At 64.9% G+C, this 19909-nt stretch carries 8 protein-coding genes; all 8 read left to right on the forward strand.

Annotated features, from left to right (window positions below; all coding sequences use genetic code 11):
• Window positions 1-21: 21 nt before the first annotated feature.
• The 8 genes from AC0VYN_RS10725 to AC0VYN_RS10760 all read left to right on the forward strand — a co-directional run bounded on the left by AC0VYN_RS10725 (window position 22) and on the right by AC0VYN_RS10760 (window position 19481).
• Window positions 22-363 carry a hypothetical protein gene (locus AC0VYN_RS10725; protein ID WP_475535784.1) on the forward strand — a complete coding sequence of 114 codons (342 nt, stop codon included), beginning with the start codon at window positions 22-24 and terminating at the stop codon, window positions 361-363.
• Window positions 364-412: 49 nt separating this feature from the next.
• Window positions 413-724: a WXG100 family type VII secretion target gene (locus AC0VYN_RS10730; RefSeq protein ID WP_030822849.1), complete on the forward strand. Its 312-nt coding sequence runs from the start codon at window positions 413-415 to the stop codon at window positions 722-724.
• 78 nt (window positions 725-802) lie between these two features.
• The gene (locus tag AC0VYN_RS10735) at window positions 803-1273 is read left to right on the forward strand and encodes a type VII secretion system-associated protein (protein ID WP_475535785.1); all 471 of its coding nucleotides are present in this window, start codon (window positions 803-805) and stop codon (window positions 1271-1273) included.
• A 43-nt stretch (window positions 1274-1316) separates the two neighbouring features.
• Window positions 1317-4019: an AAWKG family protein gene (locus tag AC0VYN_RS10740; protein WP_475535786.1), complete on the forward strand. Its 2703-nt coding sequence runs from the start codon at window positions 1317-1319 to the stop codon at window positions 4017-4019.
• An 82-nt stretch (window positions 4020-4101) separates the two neighbouring features.
• Window positions 4102-4527 (forward strand): YbaB/EbfC family nucleoid-associated protein, encoded by a 426-nt coding sequence (locus AC0VYN_RS10745; protein WP_475536851.1) that lies wholly within the window; start codon window positions 4102-4104, stop codon window positions 4525-4527.
• A complete protein-coding gene (locus tag AC0VYN_RS10750; protein WP_475535787.1) occupies window positions 4520-4879 on the forward strand; it encodes a hypothetical protein in 360 nt (119 codons plus the stop codon). Before AC0VYN_RS10745 ends, AC0VYN_RS10750 begins: the two co-directional genes overlap by 8 nt.
• A 708-nt stretch (window positions 4880-5587) precedes the next feature.
• Window positions 5588-6298: a ricin-type beta-trefoil lectin domain protein gene (locus AC0VYN_RS10755; RefSeq protein WP_475536852.1), complete on the forward strand. Its 711-nt coding sequence runs from the start codon at window positions 5588-5590 to the stop codon at window positions 6296-6298.
• Between the two features lie 391 nt (window positions 6299-6689).
• Window positions 6690-19481 carry a scabin-related ADP-ribosyltransferase gene (locus tag AC0VYN_RS10760; protein ID WP_475535788.1) on the forward strand — a complete coding sequence of 4264 codons (12792 nt, stop codon included), beginning with the start codon at window positions 6690-6692 and terminating at the stop codon, window positions 19479-19481.
• The last annotated feature ends 428 nt before the right edge of the window (window positions 19482-19909 follow it).

Consider the following 19909-nt stretch of genomic DNA (forward strand, 5'->3'; position numbering starts at 1 on the left):
TCAACCACCAAGGACAGGACCATGACAGGCAACATGCAGCAGTCGGACGCACGACTGACTCAGAACGGCATCGAGTCCCTCAACCAGGCTCGCAACGAAATCGTGAAGTCCCGACGGCATGTGGAGACTTTGAAGGAGGTCCTCAGGAGCAAGTACAAGGGCGGCGACGGCGCGGCGTACGGCGAGTTGCTGAGGCTGTGGGACGAGAAGTGCGCGATCGTCCAGAGGAACGTCGAGGACATGATCGAAAAGCTCGGCGGCAGCCGGCAGGTGAAGGCAAAGACACAGGCCGCTGCGATGGACTCCATCGCCCAGGGCTCTGCCACGTCCCAGGCGGTCTTCGACGCTCTCAAGAGCGCCTGACCCGATTCCTCGGCCCTCCGCCGCACCTACGACTGAGAAGAGATTTGTGATGGACGACGGCTACATCTACGTCGATTACACGCACCTGAACGATGTCGGCGACTCCATGGCCCAGCAGACCAAGCTCATCGCCGGAATCGTGGAACGCCTGGAGACGGAGCTCCAGCCACTCAAGAACACATGGATCGGCCTCGACGCCACGGAGTACCAGAACAGGCAGCGGGAGTGGGACGGGGCAGTCCTCGGGATGCAGCGGCTGCTCACCTCGCACGCCGGCCTGCTGGCGGAGATCGGATCCAGCTACAAGCAGAGCGAAAACCAACTGGCCGGCCTCTGGTCCCAGGTCACAATCGGCCGCTGAGGCGCTGAATTCTTCGGTCCGAAATGTTCGCCGTCCGGCCGCCTGGCCGGACGGCGAACAACCATCAGGAGAAGAGCTATGACCGATCTGACGCAATTGGACGCCGCGCACCTGCGGACTTTCATCGACACCGAAGTGGCTGACTTCAACAAGGACCTTGTAGACATCGGAAAGGACGTACCCAAAGGCGCCCGGGCCCTGAAGAGTCTCGTAGAGGGGTACCACGCCCACGAGGGCGATCACCTTCAGGAAAATCCCTATCTGGCCATCGGGCTCATGGCAGCTGAAGGCGGGCTGGTGAAGGGAAATGCCCTCGTCAGTCGGGTAGCGGATGCTGCCAAGGGGATCGTTGATGTCCTGACGGCTGAGCAAAACCTGTTCAAACACATCGCCCGAAACCTGGAGGAGACGATCAAGGTCCTGCAAAAGAATCAGGACCAGAGTCTCACCGCGATCAGTGCGGAGAAAATGCTCGACCTCTTCTCCGATGTCGACAACGATCTGAGCGGCACACCGGCTTCGGACAACTCCACCTCCAAGGCGGCGTAGTTGCCGTCCCTCCCTCCTCTTCCTACCCAAGGAGCGTGCTGCTATGGCTGCCGAGCCTTCCTTTGAGGCCGACCCCGATGACTACTGGGGGAGGGCCGTGTCTCTCTTCACCGGCTACATGATGCCGAAGAGGAGCACGCTCTTCGACAAACTCAAGAGCGAAGGTGACATTCCCCTTTTCCGTATGGGCTTCAAGGAAATGATCATGAGACCGGTCATGCCCGAGGACTATGCGGCGATCAGTGGTTGGATGACCCATGAGGGAGAGGATTACGACCTGGTCTTCTACACGGCGAAGGGTCGCGACAACGTAGATATGCAGCGGGCCCGGATCGTGTTGATCGGGGTGCTCACCGATGAGAACGGCAGGGCGGTGCTGTACACGGGGCCCGAGAGCAGGAGGACAGGCGGCGAGTTCACGAGCGTCGTCGAGAAGGATGCGCAGTGGGACAGCGCGCCGCCGGCACGCTACATCTTCGGAGGCAGAGCGGCGCTCGAGGCGCTGCAAACAGGGGACCGGTCCACCAAGAATTTCGCCTACAACGGGTTGTCGGTCGCGGACGTCCATGCTGTCGATCTCAAGGCGTTCACGCGCACGGCGCAGGCATTCGACCGGGTGAAGGATTTCTTTCAGGACCAGAGCAACACGCTGGAGCGATGGGAGAAGTCGCTGGGCGACGAGCAAGCGTCGTGGAAGGGGCAGGCGGCCCAGGTCTTCCACAACCTCATCGTTCAGGTGCGATCGAACTATGCCGGCTACGTGGATCAGTTCGGAGGCAACGGTTACAAGTCCTTCCATACCACGCTCGACGGCTACCGGCCCCGCTCTCCCTTCGCCGACGCCCTGGCGGGAGCTCAGGTGGACCTGTCGATTCAGGCCAACGTGCTCCTGAATGCATGGAACGCATGGGCCGCCGACGGCAAGAACGACCCACACCGGGCAGTGGTGGAAGAGCTGAATGAGGTGTGGAACTGGGTAGTGAAGAACAACATCAGTCAGGTAGGCAAGGTCGAGCATCACGACAGCCGCTCGGGCCGTTCGACTACGTACCACACCACCGAGGCCTTCAGCCAAGTCCACCCCAAGTACGGAGACCTCGCGGAACGTAGCACCTACAGGAAGATCGCCGAGGCGGCGGTGGAACGGTGGAACAAGCGTGTTGAAGATGAACTCGAACACTATGCCCGTTATGCCCTGGCCAGTCTCAACAATCATTGGCTCGAGGCTGCGGCAGTCTTCACTCAGCCGGTGGAGACCACCAGCCGAACCTCGCTGACGGGGGCCTGGCAGAAGGAACAGACTCAGCTCAACCAGGAAAAGCTCGACCAGACCAACGACGCCCTCACTAAGAGCTTTGCCGGCCTCGGCAAGGTCGTCACCGACTTGATCAGCGGAGTGAACGACTTCGGGAGTAAGCAGGGCGACAGCCCCCAGAGCCGCAACGTCGATCCGGACGGCCTCGTCGAAAAACTGTTTCAAGGCCTGGACGGCCAGGGTGCCGGGCGCGATGATGTCGGCACCGGCGGGTCCCCGGGTTCGGCAGGGTCGCCGACAACCGTGCCGCTGAACCCCCTGCTCGGAATCGGTTCGGCCGCCAGCCTGAACTCTGACCCGGCCGATACGAACAGCAGCATCCGAAACCCGGACGGCAGCACCACCGTCCTCAACTCCGACGGGTCGTTGGCCACCATGCACCCGGACGGAGGCCTGAGCGTCTTCAACCCGGCCACCGGCACCATGACCACGACCTCGCGGGACGGGAAGACAAGCAGCACCTCTCTTGACCCGGGTGTGGTGCTCGAGAATCCGGACGGCAGTACCACAACGCTGAACCCTGAGGGGAAGCTGACCACAATGTTCCCGGACGGGAGCAGCACGGTGGTTGATCCGTCGTCCGGTGAAGCTGTCACGACCCGTCCCGACGGCTCGGTGATCACTGAGTCTCTGAATCCGTCGGTGGCCACTGGCCCCACGCCCGATGACAGCACGGCGCTGCCGTTGCATGCCGAGATCTTGGCCCGACGCCCGGATCTGACTCCTCTGAACGACTTGGTGACCAGCACCGATCTCAATGGCGATGTCGGCGTGGGAAGGGGCAGCATGACTCTTCCAGCAACCACATTCGTGGCGGACACGACCGATTCCTCAATCACATCCGACGACTTCGCGACTTCCCAGCTCAACCCAGCGGTCAGCCAGAGCGGTGACGACGGCACGTCGTCGTACGAGGAGTACGACAGCACCTCCTATTCCGGAGGCGCGTTGGGGGCGCCCCCGCCCAGCGAATTTGCCTCCGAGACTGGGCTGCCGAGCGGCGCCGTTCCTCTGAACCCGGATTTCGCTGGTGGAACGGATGGTGCCGGCAGCGGCAGCGGCGGCACGGGCATGCCCATGATGCCGATGGGCATGGGCGGCATGGGCGGCATGGGTGGACCCGGCGGAGCCGGAGGGGGCGGTGGCTCATCGAACAGCGAACGGGTCCGCAACGTTTTGACCGATGGCGACGGCGCCGCCGTGCGCAGGCCGAAGCCGCGTGCTGATACGGCCGAGGACGGCGAGGATAGGGCTTACGCCAGAGGAGGACGAACCACCACGTCGTCGTCCTACCTCCCGGCGGGCGGCCAGGGCACCCAGGGTGCCCAGCAGACGGAGACGAGCGGCCGGGATCGGTCCGGTTGGGAGCCCGAGGACGGGGACGTCTGGGGCGCGGACGAAGGCGGCGCTCCGGCGGTCATCGGCCGGTGACGTCGGCCAACGGACAGGACAACGGGCGAAGGAGGATCCGGTGACTGAACCGGCAGCGATCGAGAAGAAGCTGGCCGATGCGATGGCCGAGCTCGAAGCGACCCAGGAGGCGCTGGCCAAGGCTGAGGCGGAGCTGAGGGAGGCGTCGTTCACCGTGCGCTCCAAGGACCGGGCGGTCGAGGTGACCCTCGGTCACCAGGGCGAGCTCACAGCACTGAGGTTTCTGGAGGGCAAGTACCGGACCATGGCGGCGGGGGAGCTTGCCGCGAGTGTCCTGGACGCGGCGGAACGTGCCAGGACGCAGATGTCCCGACATGTGATGGAGACCTTCCAGCCTTTCACCCAGCCGAGCACGGCGGTGTCGGAGCTGACGGGAGTGGACATCGACTGGGCCGAAATCTTCGGTCCCGCGGTCCTGGAGGCACCGGAGCTGGCGGCCGGTCGCAGGGGCAGTGGCCGACTGCGTGACGAGATCCACGAGGACGGGGAGGACGAACACGATGTCTGATGCCAACGCCTATACCGCTGATACGGCCCGGATCCAGGGTGGTATCCGGCAGGTTCACGAGATCAGCACGGCGGCGCAGAGCATGCTGCGGAATTTCGAGAACGGCCTGAAGCCGACCGCGGGCTGGCCCGGCGAAGACGACAGTTTCGCCAAAGCGACCAAGCCGCATGCGCAGAGGGAGAACGTGACGGCTGCGGAAACCATGCGGGCGATAGTGGAAGCGATCGTCGCCATCGCCGATGGCACCAGCGAAAACGTGAAGAACATCCGATCCACGCAGGCCGGGAACCTGGACGCCATCCACCGGTCGCCGGGCGGCAACTCCACTGGAACCAACGGCAGGAAGCACTGATTCCGGCACGGCAATCCAGTTCCCGCCGCTGGTGAGCAATCTGTTTGTTCGTCCTTGGAGCCGGGCGGCCGTCCATGGAGTCCGGTGCCCCGCCTTGGGGGATATTCCCGGACCATGCCGCCGGATGTCCGGCCCCTGCCGCATGTCCAGGGCAATGTTCGTATGATCCCGTCGCACCGTAGGAATGACACGATGACCACAGCACAGCCTCAGGGCACCCAGGACATCCCGTCGCAGGCCGGGGAATCGGCAGCGGCGCAAGGAGACACGGCAACGGGGACGGTGGAGGCCGCGGGTTCGCCGGCGGTGCTGCCGGCTTCCCCGGCCGAAGGCGTTACGGCTGTGCTTCCCGCCGTAGGGCGTGCCGAGCAGGGGACTCCCGGTCCGGAGCCGGCGTCGCCGGTCGTCGAGGAGCCGGAAGCGGCAGGTGTCGCGGAAACCGCCGGGCAGGGTGGTGAGGCGGGAGCGGAGCCTGCTGCAGCGGTCGATGTGGAGGTAGAGGCGGGTGAGACGGTCGGTGGCACGGCCGAGGCTGCCGCGGACGTCCCGCCTGGGCGGCCGCACAAGAGTCTGCTGGCCGGGGCTGCGATCGTGGGAGCTCTTCTGGTGGCGGTGCCGTTCCTGGTGAGCAGCGGCGGTGAGGAGGAGGGCGTGGCTCCTGCTGGTGCGACGCCCGGCACGGTGCTGGGGTCTCCCGCGGGTAACGTCATGGCCGGCCCCATCGAATCAGCGTCGCCGACCGCGAACAGCACCTCTCAGAAGCCGCGTTCGGGCAAGGGTCCCGCTGGGCAAGGGGGCGCTGGAGGGCCCCGGGCGGTAGGGGGGAGCACTGCCGGGATACCTGTAGCCCGTGGGGTGGGGGGCAGTGGCCCTGCGCCGGTGAGTGAGGATCCGAAGCCGTTGCCGCGGCCCAGCGCGGCTCAGGCTTCGGGTAAGTCCGGGTCGTCCGGGAAGTCCTCCAGTCTGGGTAAGTCCGGGTCTTCCGGGAAGTCCTCCAAGCTGAGTAAGTCCGGGTCTTCCGGGGAGTCCTCCAGTGTGCCCGGTGTTTCCATCCGCAGCCACCACTCGGGCCGGTGCATCGATGTCACGCACGGTGGGGGTGACGGTACGCCGTTGCAGATCTGGGGCTGTAGCGGAGCGGCACAGCAGACGTGGCGTTTCATGGGCGACGGGACGGTGCGTTCCATGGGGCTGTGTATGGACGTCGCCTGGGGGGCGACGGGCAACGGTGCCGCGATTCAACTGGCCAGATGCAGTGGCCATCCCGCCCAGCAGTTCCGGCTGAACTCCTCGCACGACCTGGTCAATCCGCAGGCTGACAAGTGCGTTGACGTGAGGGAGCAGCAGGTGGCCAACGGCAGCCGGTTGCAACTGTGGGATTGCAACGGACAGGACAACCAGAAGTGGAGCGCCGGCTGAGGCTGCCCGTTGCGTCGCCCGTGGCGGAGAGAAGTCGATGCGGTGGCCGAGCTCGAAGCGACGCAGGACACGCCGGCCAGGACTGAGGCGGGGCTGGGACTTTCCAGCCTCTCATGCAGTCGAGCGTGGCGGTGCCGGAGCCGGCGGGCGTGGACATCGACGATCCCGGCCGGCATCCGGCGGATTCATGAGATCAGCGCCGCGGTGCAGCGCATGCTGCGGAGGTTGAGCGCGGTCTGAGGCTGATCGCGGGCGGCCGTCGCGATCGCCGATGACACCAGTGAAAACGTGAGGAATATCCGGTCCGCGCGGGCCGGGAGCCTGGCCGCGATCCTTCGGTCGCCGGGTGACAACTCCACCGGAAACAAGAGCAGGAAGCACTGAATTTTTCATGGCAATCCAGGTCTCACCGCTGGTGAACAATATGCTGTTCGTCCTTATTGGCGAGCGGTTGATGCAGGCGAATGAGGACCTGGCTCGTGACAGTCATGCGGCGTTCAGGGGTTTGGCTCATGATGTCCGTGGTTTGTCGGATGTCATTGAGCGTACGGTTTCGGGTACTGCGAGGGCGCTGCCACCGCAGGTGGGGAACGATTATGTGCGTGCCATGGGTATGTTCGTGGATTCGGGTGGTACGGGGTATCTGAAGCAGTTCGCGAGGCAGTTGGACGATATTGCCGATGGCCGGGTGAAGACTTCGTACGACATTATGGAAGGCAAGTGGCAGATCAGTGCTGAGGTCATCCGGCTTCTGATCGAGCTGAAGGCCCTTTTTTGGTTGTCGGCTGTCACGGGTGGTGCTACTGCGGGCAGGGCGGTGGTTGCGCAGCAGCGGAGTCGTGTGGCGGTGCTGCTGATTCTGCATCAGTTGCTGAGCAAGACGCATTTGCTGCCGGTGTTGAGTGAGGCGTTCGAGGAGGCTTTCCAGTCGTTCGCTGTGCGTCTGGGGATGATTGCTTTCACGTCGGGTGAGCAGAGCTTCAACGGCTTCGACTGGGGGCAGATCGGGCAGGACGCGGTGTTCGGTGGTCTTGCCGGTGGATTCTTCGGCGGCATCGTCGGCGGCAACGAGAAGTTCTTGTCTCTGTTCCGTGATGATGTCAGGCGTGGCGCGTTTGCCAAGAGTGTTGCGGATGATGTGACGGTGAAGGTGGGGGCCGAGCCGGGGACTGGTCATGTGGACCGGGGGGGTGGTGTCGCCCGGCAGCCCAACGCTTCCAGTGTTTTCCTTGCCTCGGGTGGTTCGGAGGCGCTTGCGGAGATTCTGGGCAGTGGGTTCTTCAACGGCAACTGGGCGACCTCGTGGGACACGTTCTTGGGTGGGGGCCTCAGTGGCAATGTCGGCGAGGGGCTCAATAAGGGTGCGGAGAAGACTGGTCTGGCGATCAATCTGGCGTTCAACAAGGGCTTCTCTTCCGAGGTCCCTTCATGGCCTGCCGATGCGCAGAATGCCGGGGTGAACACGGCCGGTACCGACGAGGGTGACGGTCGCGGTGGCGGGGTCGCGGTGGGCGGTGGCGGGGAGCCGGCCGCCGGCGGCACGGGTGCTGCGGGCAGTGAGGCGGTCGGCGTTGCTGGTACTGCCGGGAATGCCGGTGTCACGGGCGCTGCTGCTGGTGCTGGGGTGGTGTCGGGGCGGCCTCCCACGGTGTCTGGTGCGGATGCCGGGGTGTCGGATGCGGGTGTTGTACAGGATCAGGGTGCGGTGGGGTCGGCCGGGGTGCCGTCGGCCGGGAGCCTGGGAAGTGCGGAGTCGGGCGGGGCTCGGCCGCGTCCGGCCGGTGAGGCAGACACAGGGTCTGCGGCCGGGGGTGTTACGGGGGTTGCGGCACAGGCGCTGCCTGCCGTGGGTTCGAGTGGCACGGGCATGTCTGCCGTCGCTGGGCGGCCTGCTGAGGTAGCGGCGGTGGATGAGGAGCGCACCCCGACCGCTGAGGTGACCGCGGGGCTGGAACCCGCGGAGCCGGTACAGGTTGCGGCGGGTGCGGTTTCCGGCGGAGCTGGTTCTGCGGCGATGGGAGCGAGTACCGCTGCTGTTCAGGCTGCCGGCCCTGTGGCCGATCCGGGTCGGGTCGCCAACCAGCCTGTGTCTTCTGCCGGTCGACCGTCCACGGTGTCTGAGCCGGCCGGCGATGCGGGGCGTGCTCGTATCGGTGAGCGTAGTGACCAGGCCGGTGTCCGGCCGTCCGGCCAGGTGAACCCTTCGGCCCGGTCTGGGGCTGGTGACGGCTCGGGCGATGTGGTTGCCGCCGACATGGTGCAGCAGGCCGAGACCGATGAGCAGACCATGCCGGAGGCTGTCGATGCCGTGCGGCGGCCGGGCCCCGGTGTGTTGTCCCTGGGTGATGGCCGGGTCGAGGACCTCTCGGCGCAGGCTGGTGGGGCTGGGACGGTGCCTTCGGCCGCTCCGAGTGTGCTGTCGGGGGGTTCGTCCGGTCCGGGCCGGTTGTTGGGCTCGGGTGAGGTGCGTAGCGATCGTTGGCTGCCTTATGGGGTAGCTCCTGGATCTGGTGAGGAGGGGTCCGAGGGAACACGGCGTCGGGACGGCGAACGGCCGGTTGAGCCGTTCGAATTCACTGTTGGGCCGGACGGTAGGCGCAGAGTGCAGCGGCCTGATGGTAGGCGTGGGCCTTCCGGTGAGCGGACGGATGTCGGGTTCGTCTGGGAGTGGTATGCCGGTGACCGGCCCGGACAGGAGACCATCCGTCTGACGCGCCGGATCTTCCTCAATCCGACCCGCCTCGATGACCAAGGTGCGGTTCTGGCGGCGGATCCGGCTCGAGTGGCTGCCATGCGTCTACGTCTCTCTGCATATATGGAGCAGGTGAGCCGGCGGGGGCATCGGCTGGAGGCATTCCAGCCGGATCAGGTCACCGGCCCGCAACTGCCTGGCCCCCGGGTGGAGTTTGCTGTGGAGTTTGTCGATTCCAAGGACCAAGCACACCAAGAGGTTCAGGTCCGGGACGGGCTGCCCAGCGGCGACCGGGACATGGTCCAGAACCGTTGGTACACCGATGTGCACCCGGCTGCCCATTTCCATGAAGTCGTCCACGGATACGGTGTCCGTGACGACGATGCCCCGCCGCAGGCCCTGCTCACGCCTGGCGGGCGTAACACGCAGGTGCTTTCCGCGGGTGAATCGAGCCTGATGGGGAAGTTCGAGAATCCTCAATCGCACATCGTCATCACCTCCGACCATCTCCAGCAGATCGCAGACGTACTGACCCCCTACCTTTCTTATGGCGTCCGCGCCCTTCAGGACCGGGTCGCTGCTGATGGGGCTGCCGGGGGTGAGGCAGACGCGGGCGTGGTGCGGCCGACCACCCGACCTGCTACGGAGTCGGCTGCCCTTTCCGACGATGTTTCCCCTGGTGAGGTGCAGGAGACGCCAGTCAGCGCAGACACCGTGGTGGATGCGGCGCCTGCAGTGAACTACCGCATGGTGCACGAACTGGATCGCGACTATGTGGTGGAAAGTGATGAGGGGGAAAGGCTATGGCGGTTCTCGAACCGTCCGCCGGAGGAGATCTTCCGTGAGGGTTTCCGTGCCGATAAACCCAGCAATGTGGTGGATCTTTGGGACTGGTCGTGTGAGAATCCCGATGCGCAGTTCGTCTCGACCACTCGTAATCAGGACTTGTGGTTCGAAGATCACAATGGCAAGAAGCGTTATCGATATGGGATTGACTCGTCGCGTAACGGTGACCCTACCGGTGTTGATGTCAATGGCACTTTCGATCGGGAAGAACTGTGGCATGCCTTCCCTGAGGAGCAGGAGGTTGCTTTCACGGGATTGATCGATGCACGGGCTGTTGTGAGTGTCTACGACAGGGAGCTGATTCGTACTGGTACGTGGAATCCGGACACTGATGAGGTTGAGTGGCGGGAGGGTGTCCACGACGCCCCGTCCGAGAGCCTGTCGGAGTTTGCGGAGCTGGATCGTACTGGTACGTGGAATCCGGACGCTGATGAAGAGGACGCGGACGTTATCGCTCTGGCCGATCTGCCCGAGGAGTTGGGGTCGGCCGTGCATGACAGTGTCGAGGCGCCCCGAACGTCCCAGACGGAGTCTGCGGACAGTGGCCTCGTGGCGGGGGGTGGCAAGCGGCACGGTGGTTCGGAGCCTTCGGCAGACGAGGACGACACCGATCGAAGCGCACAGCATGGGCCGAAGCGGCGCCGTATCGAGGTAGAGGCCGTCACCGGCGGTGGTGGCGAGGGCGTGGGAGACGAGGGCGCGAGCAGCGGCCAGGCAGACCCGGAAGCAGCATCCGCGGCCCTCGATGCGCTGTTCGGGTCGGACTTCGGTCCGCAGTCTGTTTCGCCGGGCGGGCCTGCCGACGTGGACATGGAGGGCTCGGAGGAGTTCGCGGGTTCGGCTGGATCGGTGGGGCCTTCGTCTGCGGTGGGTGAGGCTGCGTCCGGTGCAGTTGGTGCCTCGGACATGGTGCAGCAGGCCGAGACCGATGAGCAGACCATGCCGGAGGCTGTCGATGCCGTGCGGCGGCCGGGCCCCGGTGTGTTGTCCCTGGGTGATGGCCGGGTCGAGGACCTCTCGGCGCAGGCTGGTGGGGCTGGGACGGTGCCTTCGGCGGGTCCGAGTGTGCTGTCGGGGGGTTCGTCCGGTCTGGGCCGGTTGTTGGGCTCGGGTGAGGTGCGTACCGATCGTTTCATTCCATGGTCGGGGGAAGCGTTCGTCCTGGAGGTGGGTGAGGACGGGTCGCCTGGTCGGGTACTGCCGGGCGGGTCGGGTGAGCGGACGGAGGTCGGGTTCGTCTGGGAGTGGTTTGGGGGTGACCGGCCTGGTCAGGAGACGGTCCGGTTGACTCGCCGGATCTTCCTCGACGTCCAGGGTGTGGATTCGGGTCGGGTGGAGGTGATGCGGCGCAACGCTTTCGAGGGTTTGGCGGAGTTGAACGCGCAAGGGGGCCGGTTGCCGGCTGTCCAGCCGGAGGGTCTGGTCCATGGCCCGCATCTGCCGGGGCCGCGGTTGGAGCTTGCGGTGGAGTTCGTCGATTCCGAGGCGGACGCGCATGACGTGGTCCAGGTCAAGGACGGGCAGCCTCAGGCGCCTGGGGACATGGTGCAGAACGTCTGGTACACGCAGGCGTCTCGTGTGCTGCTTGCCCATGAGATCGCGCACGGTTACGGGCCCCGTGATGCACAGGCCCATGATGATGAGGCCCACGATGGTGAGCGGGCCCTGTTGACGTCGCCGCGTGATGAACAGGGCCGTCCGTTGGGGGTGCCGCTGACTTCTCATGGGGATGAGGCGCAGCAGGCGGGTGAGGGCAACTGGGACCTGATGGGCCCGATCGACGTCGGTGAGCCTGGGCGGTCCTACGCGCTCACGCCTCATGAACTCGGACAGATCGCCGACATCCTGAGCCCCTTCCTCCACCACGGAGTCAGCGCCCCGAAGCCCCGTGTCGTGCAAGAGACGGCGTATGCGCGGCCGGCAGCCCCCGTTCGTTCCGACGAGGGGCTCGGGTTCGACGAGGGGCTCGGGTTCGATGTGGATATGGAGTCCGGGGTCTTTGCGGACTTCGCTCCGCTTCCCGGTGATGACGGGGAGGTCATGGGGTCGCCGGCGTTGGCTGTCGGGTCGGTGGATGAGGACGCGGACGTTATCGCTCTGGCCGAGGAGTTGGGGTCGGCCGTGCATGACAGTGTCGAGGCGCCCCGAACGTCCCAGACGGATGAGGGGCTCGGGTTCGACGAGGGGCTCGGGTTCGATGTGGATATGGAGTCCGGGGTCTTTGCGGACTTCGATCCGCTTCCCGGTGATGACGGGGAGGTCGTGGGGTCGCCGGCGTTGGCTGTCGGGTCGGTGGATGAGGACGCGGACGATATCGATCTGCCCGATCTGGCCGATCTGGCCGAGGAGTACTCGGGGCCGGCCGTGCATGACAGTGTCGAGGCGCCCCGAACGTCCCAGACGGAGTCTGCGGACAGTGGCCTCGTTGCGGGGGGTGGCAAGCGGCACGGTGGTTCGGAGCCTTCGGCAGACGAGGACGACACCGATCGAAGCGCACAGCATGGGCCGAAGCGGCGCCGTATCGAGGTAGAGGCCGTCACCGGCGGTGGTGGCGAGGGCGTGGGAGACGAGGGCGCGAGCAGCGGCCAGGCAGACCCGGAAGCAGCATCCGCGGCCTTCGATGCGCTGTTCGGGTCGGGCTTCGGTCCGCAGTCTGTTTCGCCGGGCGGGCCTGCCGACGTGGACATGGAGGGCTCGGAGGAGTTCGCGGGTTCGGCTGGATCGGTGGGGCTTTCGTCTGCGGTGGGTGAGGCTGCGTCCGGTGCAGTTGGTGCCTCGGACCGCGGGGCCGGCAGTGGTGTGCGGCTGGGGCTGGAGGAGGCCGTGGATGATCTGAGGTCCAAACTGAGGTCATTGGGCGACCTGTTCAAGGAGATTGGTGCCGGTTCTCACGACATAAAGGCCATCCGGGACGAGGAATGGCACTTGGTGTCGCCCGAGGTGGTGGACGCGATCCATCGTTTGCGGGAAACGTACCGCGATGCCCCGCGGTTCGCAGTCCGGGTCAAGGTCGCTCGGAAGCAATTGGCGTGGCTGCAGGGGAAGAAGGGGCTCTCGTACGTTGCCAACCACGTTGAAGCCACGAGGAAGCAAGCGCACCACTTCAAGCATGGTCGACAAGTTCTGCCATTGTCGACCTTGATGAGGATTGCTGATCTGTATGCGGCTGAGGGGGGGCCGGAACTGCAAGTGCAGCGGCTTCACCCGCAGCAGTCATTCTCGGATGTGCGGCTGGGGCTGGAGGAGGCCGTGGATGATCTGAGGTCCAAACTGAGGTCATTGGGCGACCTGTTCAAGGAGATTGGTGCCGGTTCTCACGACATGAAGGCCATCCGGGACGAGGAATGGCACTTGGTGTCGCCCGAGGTGGTGGACGCGATCCATCGTTTGCGGGAAACGTACCGCGATGCGCCGCGGTTCGCAGTCCGGGTCAAGGTCGCTCGGAAGCAATTGGCGTGGCTGCAGGGGAAGAAGGGGCTCTCGTACGTTGTCAACCACGTTGAAGCCACGAGGAAGCAAGCGCACCACTTCAAGCATGGTCGACAAGTTCTGCCATTGTCGACCTTGATGAGGATTGCTGATCTGTATGCGGCTGAGGGGGGGCCGGAACTGCAAGTGCAGCGGCTTCACCCGCAGCAGTCATTCTCGGAGGACGTTCCTGCCGGGCTGAGCGCGTTCCTGGACGAGGCGCGCTTGGACGAGTTGGAGGAACCGCCGGCCGCGGGGTCCGTGGATACGGTCACGGCTGCGCTGCTCGGGTCGGAGTCCGGTCCGCGCCCTGTTTCGACGGGCGAGCCTGCGGTGGTGGGTGCGGACGAGTGGGCCGAGGTGGCTGAGTTGCTCGGGTCGGAGTCCGGTCCGCGCCCTGTTTCGACGGGCGAGCCTGCGGTGGTGGGTGCGGACGAGTGGGCCGAGGTGGCTGCGCTGCTCGGGTCGGAGTCCGGTCCGCGCCCTGTTTCGACGGGCGAGCCTGCGGTGGTGGGTGCGGACGAGTCGGCCGAGGTGGCTGCGCTGCTCGGGTCGGACTTCGGTCCACAGCCTGTTTCGCCGGGTGGGCCTGCCGACGTGGACATGGAGGGCTCGGAGGAGTTCGCGGGTTCGGCTGGATCGGTGGGGCTTTCGTATGCGGTGGGTGAGGCTGCGTCCGGTGCAGTTGGTGCCTCGGACCGCGGGGCCGGCAGTGGTGTGCGGCTGGGGCTGGAGGAGGCCGTGGATGATCTGAGGTCCAAACTGAGGTCATTGGGCGACCTGTTCAAGGAGATTGGTGCCGGTTCTGACGACATGAAGGCCATCCGGGACGAGGAATGGCACTTGGTGTCGCCCGAGGTGGTGGACGCGATCCATCGTTTGCGGGAAACGTACCGCGATGCGCCGCGGTTCGCAGTCCGGGTCAAGGTCGCTCGGAAGCAATTGGCGTGGCTGCAGGGGAAGAAGGGGCTCTCGTACGTTGCCAACCACGTTGAAGTCAAGAGGCATCAAGCGAACGACTTCAGGTATGGTCAACGAGTTCTGCCATTGTCGACCTTGATGAGGATTGCTGATCTGTATGCGGATGAGGGGGGGCCGGAACTGCAAGTGCAGCGGCTTCACCCGCAGCAGTCATTCTCGGATGTGCGGCTGGGGCTGGAGGAGGCCGTGGATGATCTGAGGTCGAAACTGAGGTCATTGGGCGACCTGTTCGAGGAGATTCGTGCCGGTTCTCACGACATGAAGGCCATCCGGGACGAGGAATGGCACTTGGTGTCGCCCGAGGTGGTGGACGCGATCCATCGTTTGCGGGAAACGTACCGCGATGCGCCGCGGTTCGCAGTCCGGGTCAAGGTCGCTCGGAAGCAATTGGCGTGGCTGCAGGGGAAGAAGGGGCTCTCGTACGTTGTCAACCACGTTGGAGCCAAGAGGCATCAAGCGAACCACTTCAGGTATGGTCGACAAGTTCTGCCATTGTCGACCTTGATGAGGATTGCTGATCTGTATGCGGCTGAGGGGGGGCCGGAACTGCAAGTGCAGCGGCTTCACCCGCAGCAGTCATTCTCGGAGGACGTTCCTGCCGGGCTGAGCGCGTTCCTGGACGAGGCGCGCTTGGACGAGTTGGAGGACCTGCCGGCCCCGGTCCCTTCCGACGAGGGGCTCGGGTTCGACGAGGGGCTCGGGTCGGAGTCCGATCCGAGGGCGGCCGCGCACCCTGTTGCTGGCGCTGCCGATGGTGAGGCAGACGCGGTGGTGGTGCGGCCGACCGCCCAACCTGCTACGGAGTCGGTTGCCCTTTCCGGCGATGTTTCCCCTGCTGTGACGCAGGAGACGCGAGTCAGCGGCGACGCCGCGGTAGATGCGGCGCCTGCGGTGGACTACCGCATGGTGCACGAACTGGATCGCGACTATGTGGTGGAAAGCCTTAAGGGGGAGAAGCTGTGGCGGTTCTCGAACCGTCCGCCGGAAGAGATCTTCCGCGTGGGTTTCCATGCTGACGACCCCGAGAGCGTTGTGGATCTGCGGAAATGGGCGAGACTTAATCCCGCAGCGCAGTTCGTCTCGACCACTCGTAATCGTGAATTGTGGCATCGTTCGAGCCGCTTTCGATATGGGATTGACTCGTCGCGTAACGGTGACCCTACCGGTGTTGATGTCAATGGCACTTTAGATCGGCAAGCAGCGTGGAATTCCTTCCCTATGGAGCGGGAGGTTGCTTTCACGGGATTGATCGATGCACGGGCTGTTGTGAGTGTCTACGACGTGGAGCTGGATCGTACTGGTACGTGGAATCCGGACACTGATGAGGTTGAGTGGCGGGAGGGTGTCCACGACGCCCCGCCCGAGAGCCTGTCGGAGTTTGCGGAGCTGGATCGTACTGGTACGTGGAATCCGGACGCTGATGAATCGGGGCCTGGTGCCCGTCCGGTCGGCCAGGTCAACACTTCGCCCCAGTCTGCGGCTGGTGACGGCTCCGGTGATGTGGTTGCTGCGGGTGTGGTGCAGCAGGCCGAGATCAATGAGCAGACCCTGCCAAGGGATATAGGTGCCGTGCGGCGACCGAGTCCGGGAGTGTCCCTGGAGAGTGATGGCCGGGGTCAAGGCTCCTCGACGGGGAGCGAGGGCCCTGGCCGGGAACAGGGCATCGCGCTGGTGGCCGGCCTGTCGGCCGAAGGTGAGGAAGTCTCGAGTGAGGCCGGTGGGGCTGGGACGGTGCCTTCGGCCGCTCCGAGTGTGCTGTCGGGGGGTTCGTCCGGTCCGGGCCGGTTGCTGGGCTCGGGTGAGGTGCGTAGCGATCGTTGGCTGCCTTATGGGGTAGCTCCTGGATCTGGTGAGGAGGGGTCCGAGGGAACACGGCGTCGGGACGGCGAACGGCCGGTTGAGCCGTTCGAATTCACTGTTGGGCCGGACGGTAGGCGCAGAGTGCAGCGGCCTGATGGTAGGCGTGGGCCTTCCGGTGAGCGGACGGATGTCGGGTTCGTCTGGGAGTGGTATGCCGGTGACCGGCCCGGACAGGAGACCATCCGTCTGACGCGCCGGATCTTCCTCAATCCGACCCGCCTCGATGACCAAGGTGCGGTTCTGGCGGCGGATCCGGCTCGAGTGGCTGCCATGCGTCTACGTCTCTCTGCATATATGGAGCAGGTGAGCCGGCGGGGGCATCGGCTGGAGGCATTCCAGCCGGATCAGGTCACCGGCCCGCAACTGCCTGGCCCCCGGGTGGAGTTTGCTGTGGAGTTTGTCGATTCCAAGGACCAAGCACACCAAGAGGTTCAGGTCCGGGACGGGCTGCCCAGCGGCGACCGGGACATGGTCCAGAACCGTTGGTACACCGATGTGCACCCGGCTGCCTACGCCCATGAGCTCGTCCACGGATTCGGTGTCCGTGACGACGATGCCCCGCCGCAGGCCCTGCTCACGCCTGGCGGGCGTAACACGCAGGTGCTTTCCGCGGGTGAATCGAGCCTGATGGGGAAGTTCGAGAATCCTCAATCGCACATCGTCATCACCTCCGACCATCTCCAGCAGATCGCAGACGTACTGACCCCCTACCTTCACCCCGGCGTCAGCACGCGTCGGGAGCAGGTCACTGCCGACGGCAGTGACCTGGACGACGAGTTGGCATCGTCCGATGCGATGCCGGCAGTGTCGTACGGGCAGGCTGGTACGCCATTGCTGATCCAACCCACCGCTGGGCGTTCGGCGAGGGATTCTGGTCTTCCAGCGGCGAGAGGCGTGGACTTCGAAGGGCAAGGGGGCGAGGTCGAGTCTTCGAGTGTGCAGGGTGAGTACGCTTGGTCGGATTCGGGTGGGTCGGCTCAGCGGTTGGTCGAGGCCCTTGACGCGTGGCGGCCTTCGGACACGGAGTCTGACGTGGAGTCGGTTGCAGCGTTCGATGGTGCTTCGGTCGGTTCCGGGGTCTTGGATGCGTCGTCGAGTCTGTCGAAGCCGCCGAGTCTGACGATGTCGTGGGCTGAGGAGTCCCCGATGTGGGATGTGATGCCTGAGGTGGGGGCGGCGCCTCTGGTTCGTGACCCCTGGTGGAAGGTGCTCAGTTGGGGTGAGCGCGTGGTTCGGAACACGCTGGAGGGTTGGTGGCTCGGCCTTCGCGGGCCAGGCCGCGTGCCGGCCTCTGGGGAGGAGCATCCGGCTGCCCATGAACTCGTCCACGGATTCGGTGTCCGTGACGACGATGCCCCGCCGCAGGCCCTGCTCACGCCTGGCGGGCGTGGCAAGCAGGTGCTCTCTGCGGGTGAATCGAGCCTGATGGGCGAATTCGTGATCTTGGACACGAAGTCTGACGTGGAGTCGGTTGCACTGTTGAAGTCGTCGAGGTCGTCGGCTGGTGGATCCCCGTCGTTGCAGGTGCTGGAGGTGGGGGCGGCGCCTCTGGTTCGTGACTCCGGGTGGAAGATGCCCAGCTGGGGTAGGAACGTGGTCCGGAACAAGGTGATGGGTTGGCTCGGCCTTCGCGGGCCAGGCCGCGTGTCGGCCTCTGGGGAGGAGCCGGGCCAGGGTGTGGCGGTGCCTGCTGCGGGGCGTCTGGCCGAGTCCGGTGAAGTGGTGCCGTCGGCGGATTCCCCGCCGGCTGGGACGTCACAGGCCCCTCAACCCACCAGCGTGGATCCGGCGCTGGCGAGACGCAGTTTCGAGTCGGGTGAGCTTGCCCATTCGGTTGCGTCCGGCGGCGGCGGTCGCTTTGATCACCCGTCGGCTTCGAGTGAGCGTGATCAGACTGAGCAGCCCCGCCGTGTTCCGACGGAGCCGCATGGCGCGGATGTCCGGAGTGGTACGGGGCGTGCCGCCAGTGAGAGCGGAGAGGGTATCGGTGATGCCCTCACGGGGAGTGGGGGGGCCGTAGGCGCCGATGTGAACCAGGTGTCGCCCGCCGACGTCACCGCTGGCGTTGCCAGTCCTGCACGCAGTGTCCGTGGCCATCAGGAACCCTTGGCGGCTGGTGGTGGCACCTTGCCAGGGCAGAACCCGAACCAGACCGCAGCCGAGGAAGATCTTAGCGCGACGATCGCAGATCTGCTGCGCTCTCCGGCTGTGCTGGAGGTCCCGGTGGAGCCCAGCGATCTGCAGGCGGCGAAGCTTCCGATCTCACAGGGAGACCGCGCTATGTGGGTACTTCAATCAACATGGCCGTTGGGGGCATTCGAACCGGCGCAACGCCAAGCCATGCTCGCCAGCAGTCCCAGGCTCTTCCGAGAGGCGAAGCGGAGATTTTCAGGCGGAACCGAGGAGCCGGAGGAGTCTTCCGGACAGGGTCCCCGGACCGATGTTGAGGGGAGTGCTGAGCACCGTCTACAGGGTTCCGTCAATGATGCTCGGCCGGTCATGGAGTCCGGCACACCGCCCGCGGGTGACTTCCGCGGAAGCCTCGACAGCTTGCCTGAGATTTCGAGTGTGTCTGGTGCGACCGATACGGACCCGGACGAACTGGCGGGGAAGCCGATTCTCCAAGTGGCGGATGAGCTACGTGTGTCGCTCGCGGATTCGATCTCGGAGTCGGACTTCGATGATCTGCGTGATGGGAGGGATCGTTGGGGTTCGGAGTCTTCGGCTGAGTTGAGTGAGTTGAGTGGGTCGGATGGGTCTCACACTGATCTGGATTCGACGGCGGGGTTCGAGTTTGGATCGGACTCGTCGGATGAACTGTCGTTGTCCGGGTCGCGTGTGTCGCTTGAGGATCCGGTCTTCGTGTCTGACTTCGATGATCTGCGTGATGGGAGGGATCGTTGGGGTTCGGAGTCTTCGGCTGAGTTGAGTGAGTTGAGTGGGTCGCGTGTGTCGCTTGAGGATCCGGTCTTCGTGTCTGACTTCGATGATCTGCGTGATGGGAGGGATCGTTGGGGTTCGGAGTCTTCGGCTGAGTTGAGTGAGTCGAGTGGGTCGCGTGTGTCGCTCGCGGATTCGATCTCGGAGTCGGACTTCGATGATCTGCGTGATGGGAGGGATCGTTGGGGTTCGGAGTCTTCGGCTGAGTTGAGTGAGTCGAGTGGGTCGCGTGTGTCGCTCGCGGATTCGATCTCGGAGTCGGACTTCGATGATCTGCGTGATGGGAGGGATCGTTGGGGTTCGGAGTCTTCGGCTGAGTTGAGTGAGTCGAGTGGGTCGGATGGGTCGAACGCTGATCTGGATTCGTTGGCAGGGTCCGAGATTGTATCCGACTGATCGGACGAGCTGTCGTTTTCCGAGTCGGATGAGTGATGAGCGGGTGTGGGCTGGTCTTGTTCAAGGCGGCGGGCCGGCTACACCGAACCGGCAGACGGAAGTCGGTCCGCTCATCAAATGATCGAATGCTGGCCGGGGCTGCGATCGTGGGAGCTCTTCTGGTGGAGGTGCCGCAGGCATCGGTTGGTGAAGACTCTGTGCGGCCGAACGACCTGGCGACTGACCAGGGGCCGCCGCATGGAGGACGGTGGCCGCACTGTCGGTTTCACCCAACCTGACCGTAGGTACAGGGTTTCCGCAGTAGGTTGAAGTACGCAGCGCAGAGCCTTGAAGTCCGCCCGGAGATGGGTTCAACGGGAAGGTGTCCGTAAGTACCTCTCGCTCCGGCCCAGAGCCGAAGAGGGCGCCTAGCAGGAAGCACTGAATTT

It is taken from the genome of Streptomyces sp. 63XJN7_1_ISO-PGPR-S23-121, from assembly GCF_056173025.1.

What these genes read in the sequence shown, in the direction of transcription:
- AC0VYN_RS10725 (WP_475535784.1), top strand. Translation starts at nt 22, where the DNA reads ATGACAGGCAACATGCAGCAGTCGGACGCACGACTGACTCAGAACGGC.
- AC0VYN_RS10730 (WP_030822849.1), top strand. Translation starts at nt 413, where the DNA reads ATGGACGACGGCTACATCTACGTCGATTACACGCACCTGAACGATGTC.
- AC0VYN_RS10735 (WP_475535785.1), top strand. Translation starts at nt 803, where the DNA reads ATGACCGATCTGACGCAATTGGACGCCGCGCACCTGCGGACTTTCATC.
- AC0VYN_RS10740 (WP_475535786.1), top strand. Translation starts at nt 1,317, where the DNA reads ATGGCTGCCGAGCCTTCCTTTGAGGCCGACCCCGATGACTACTGGGGG.
- AC0VYN_RS10745 (WP_475536851.1), top strand. Translation starts at nt 4,102, where the DNA reads ATGGCCGAGCTCGAAGCGACCCAGGAGGCGCTGGCCAAGGCTGAGGCG.
- AC0VYN_RS10750 (WP_475535787.1), top strand. Translation starts at nt 4,520, where the DNA reads ATGTCTGATGCCAACGCCTATACCGCTGATACGGCCCGGATCCAGGGT.
- AC0VYN_RS10755 (WP_475536852.1), top strand. Translation starts at nt 5,588, where the DNA reads ATGGCCGGCCCCATCGAATCAGCGTCGCCGACCGCGAACAGCACCTCT.
- AC0VYN_RS10760 (WP_475535788.1), top strand. Translation starts at nt 6,690, where the DNA reads ATGGCAATCCAGGTCTCACCGCTGGTGAACAATATGCTGTTCGTCCTT.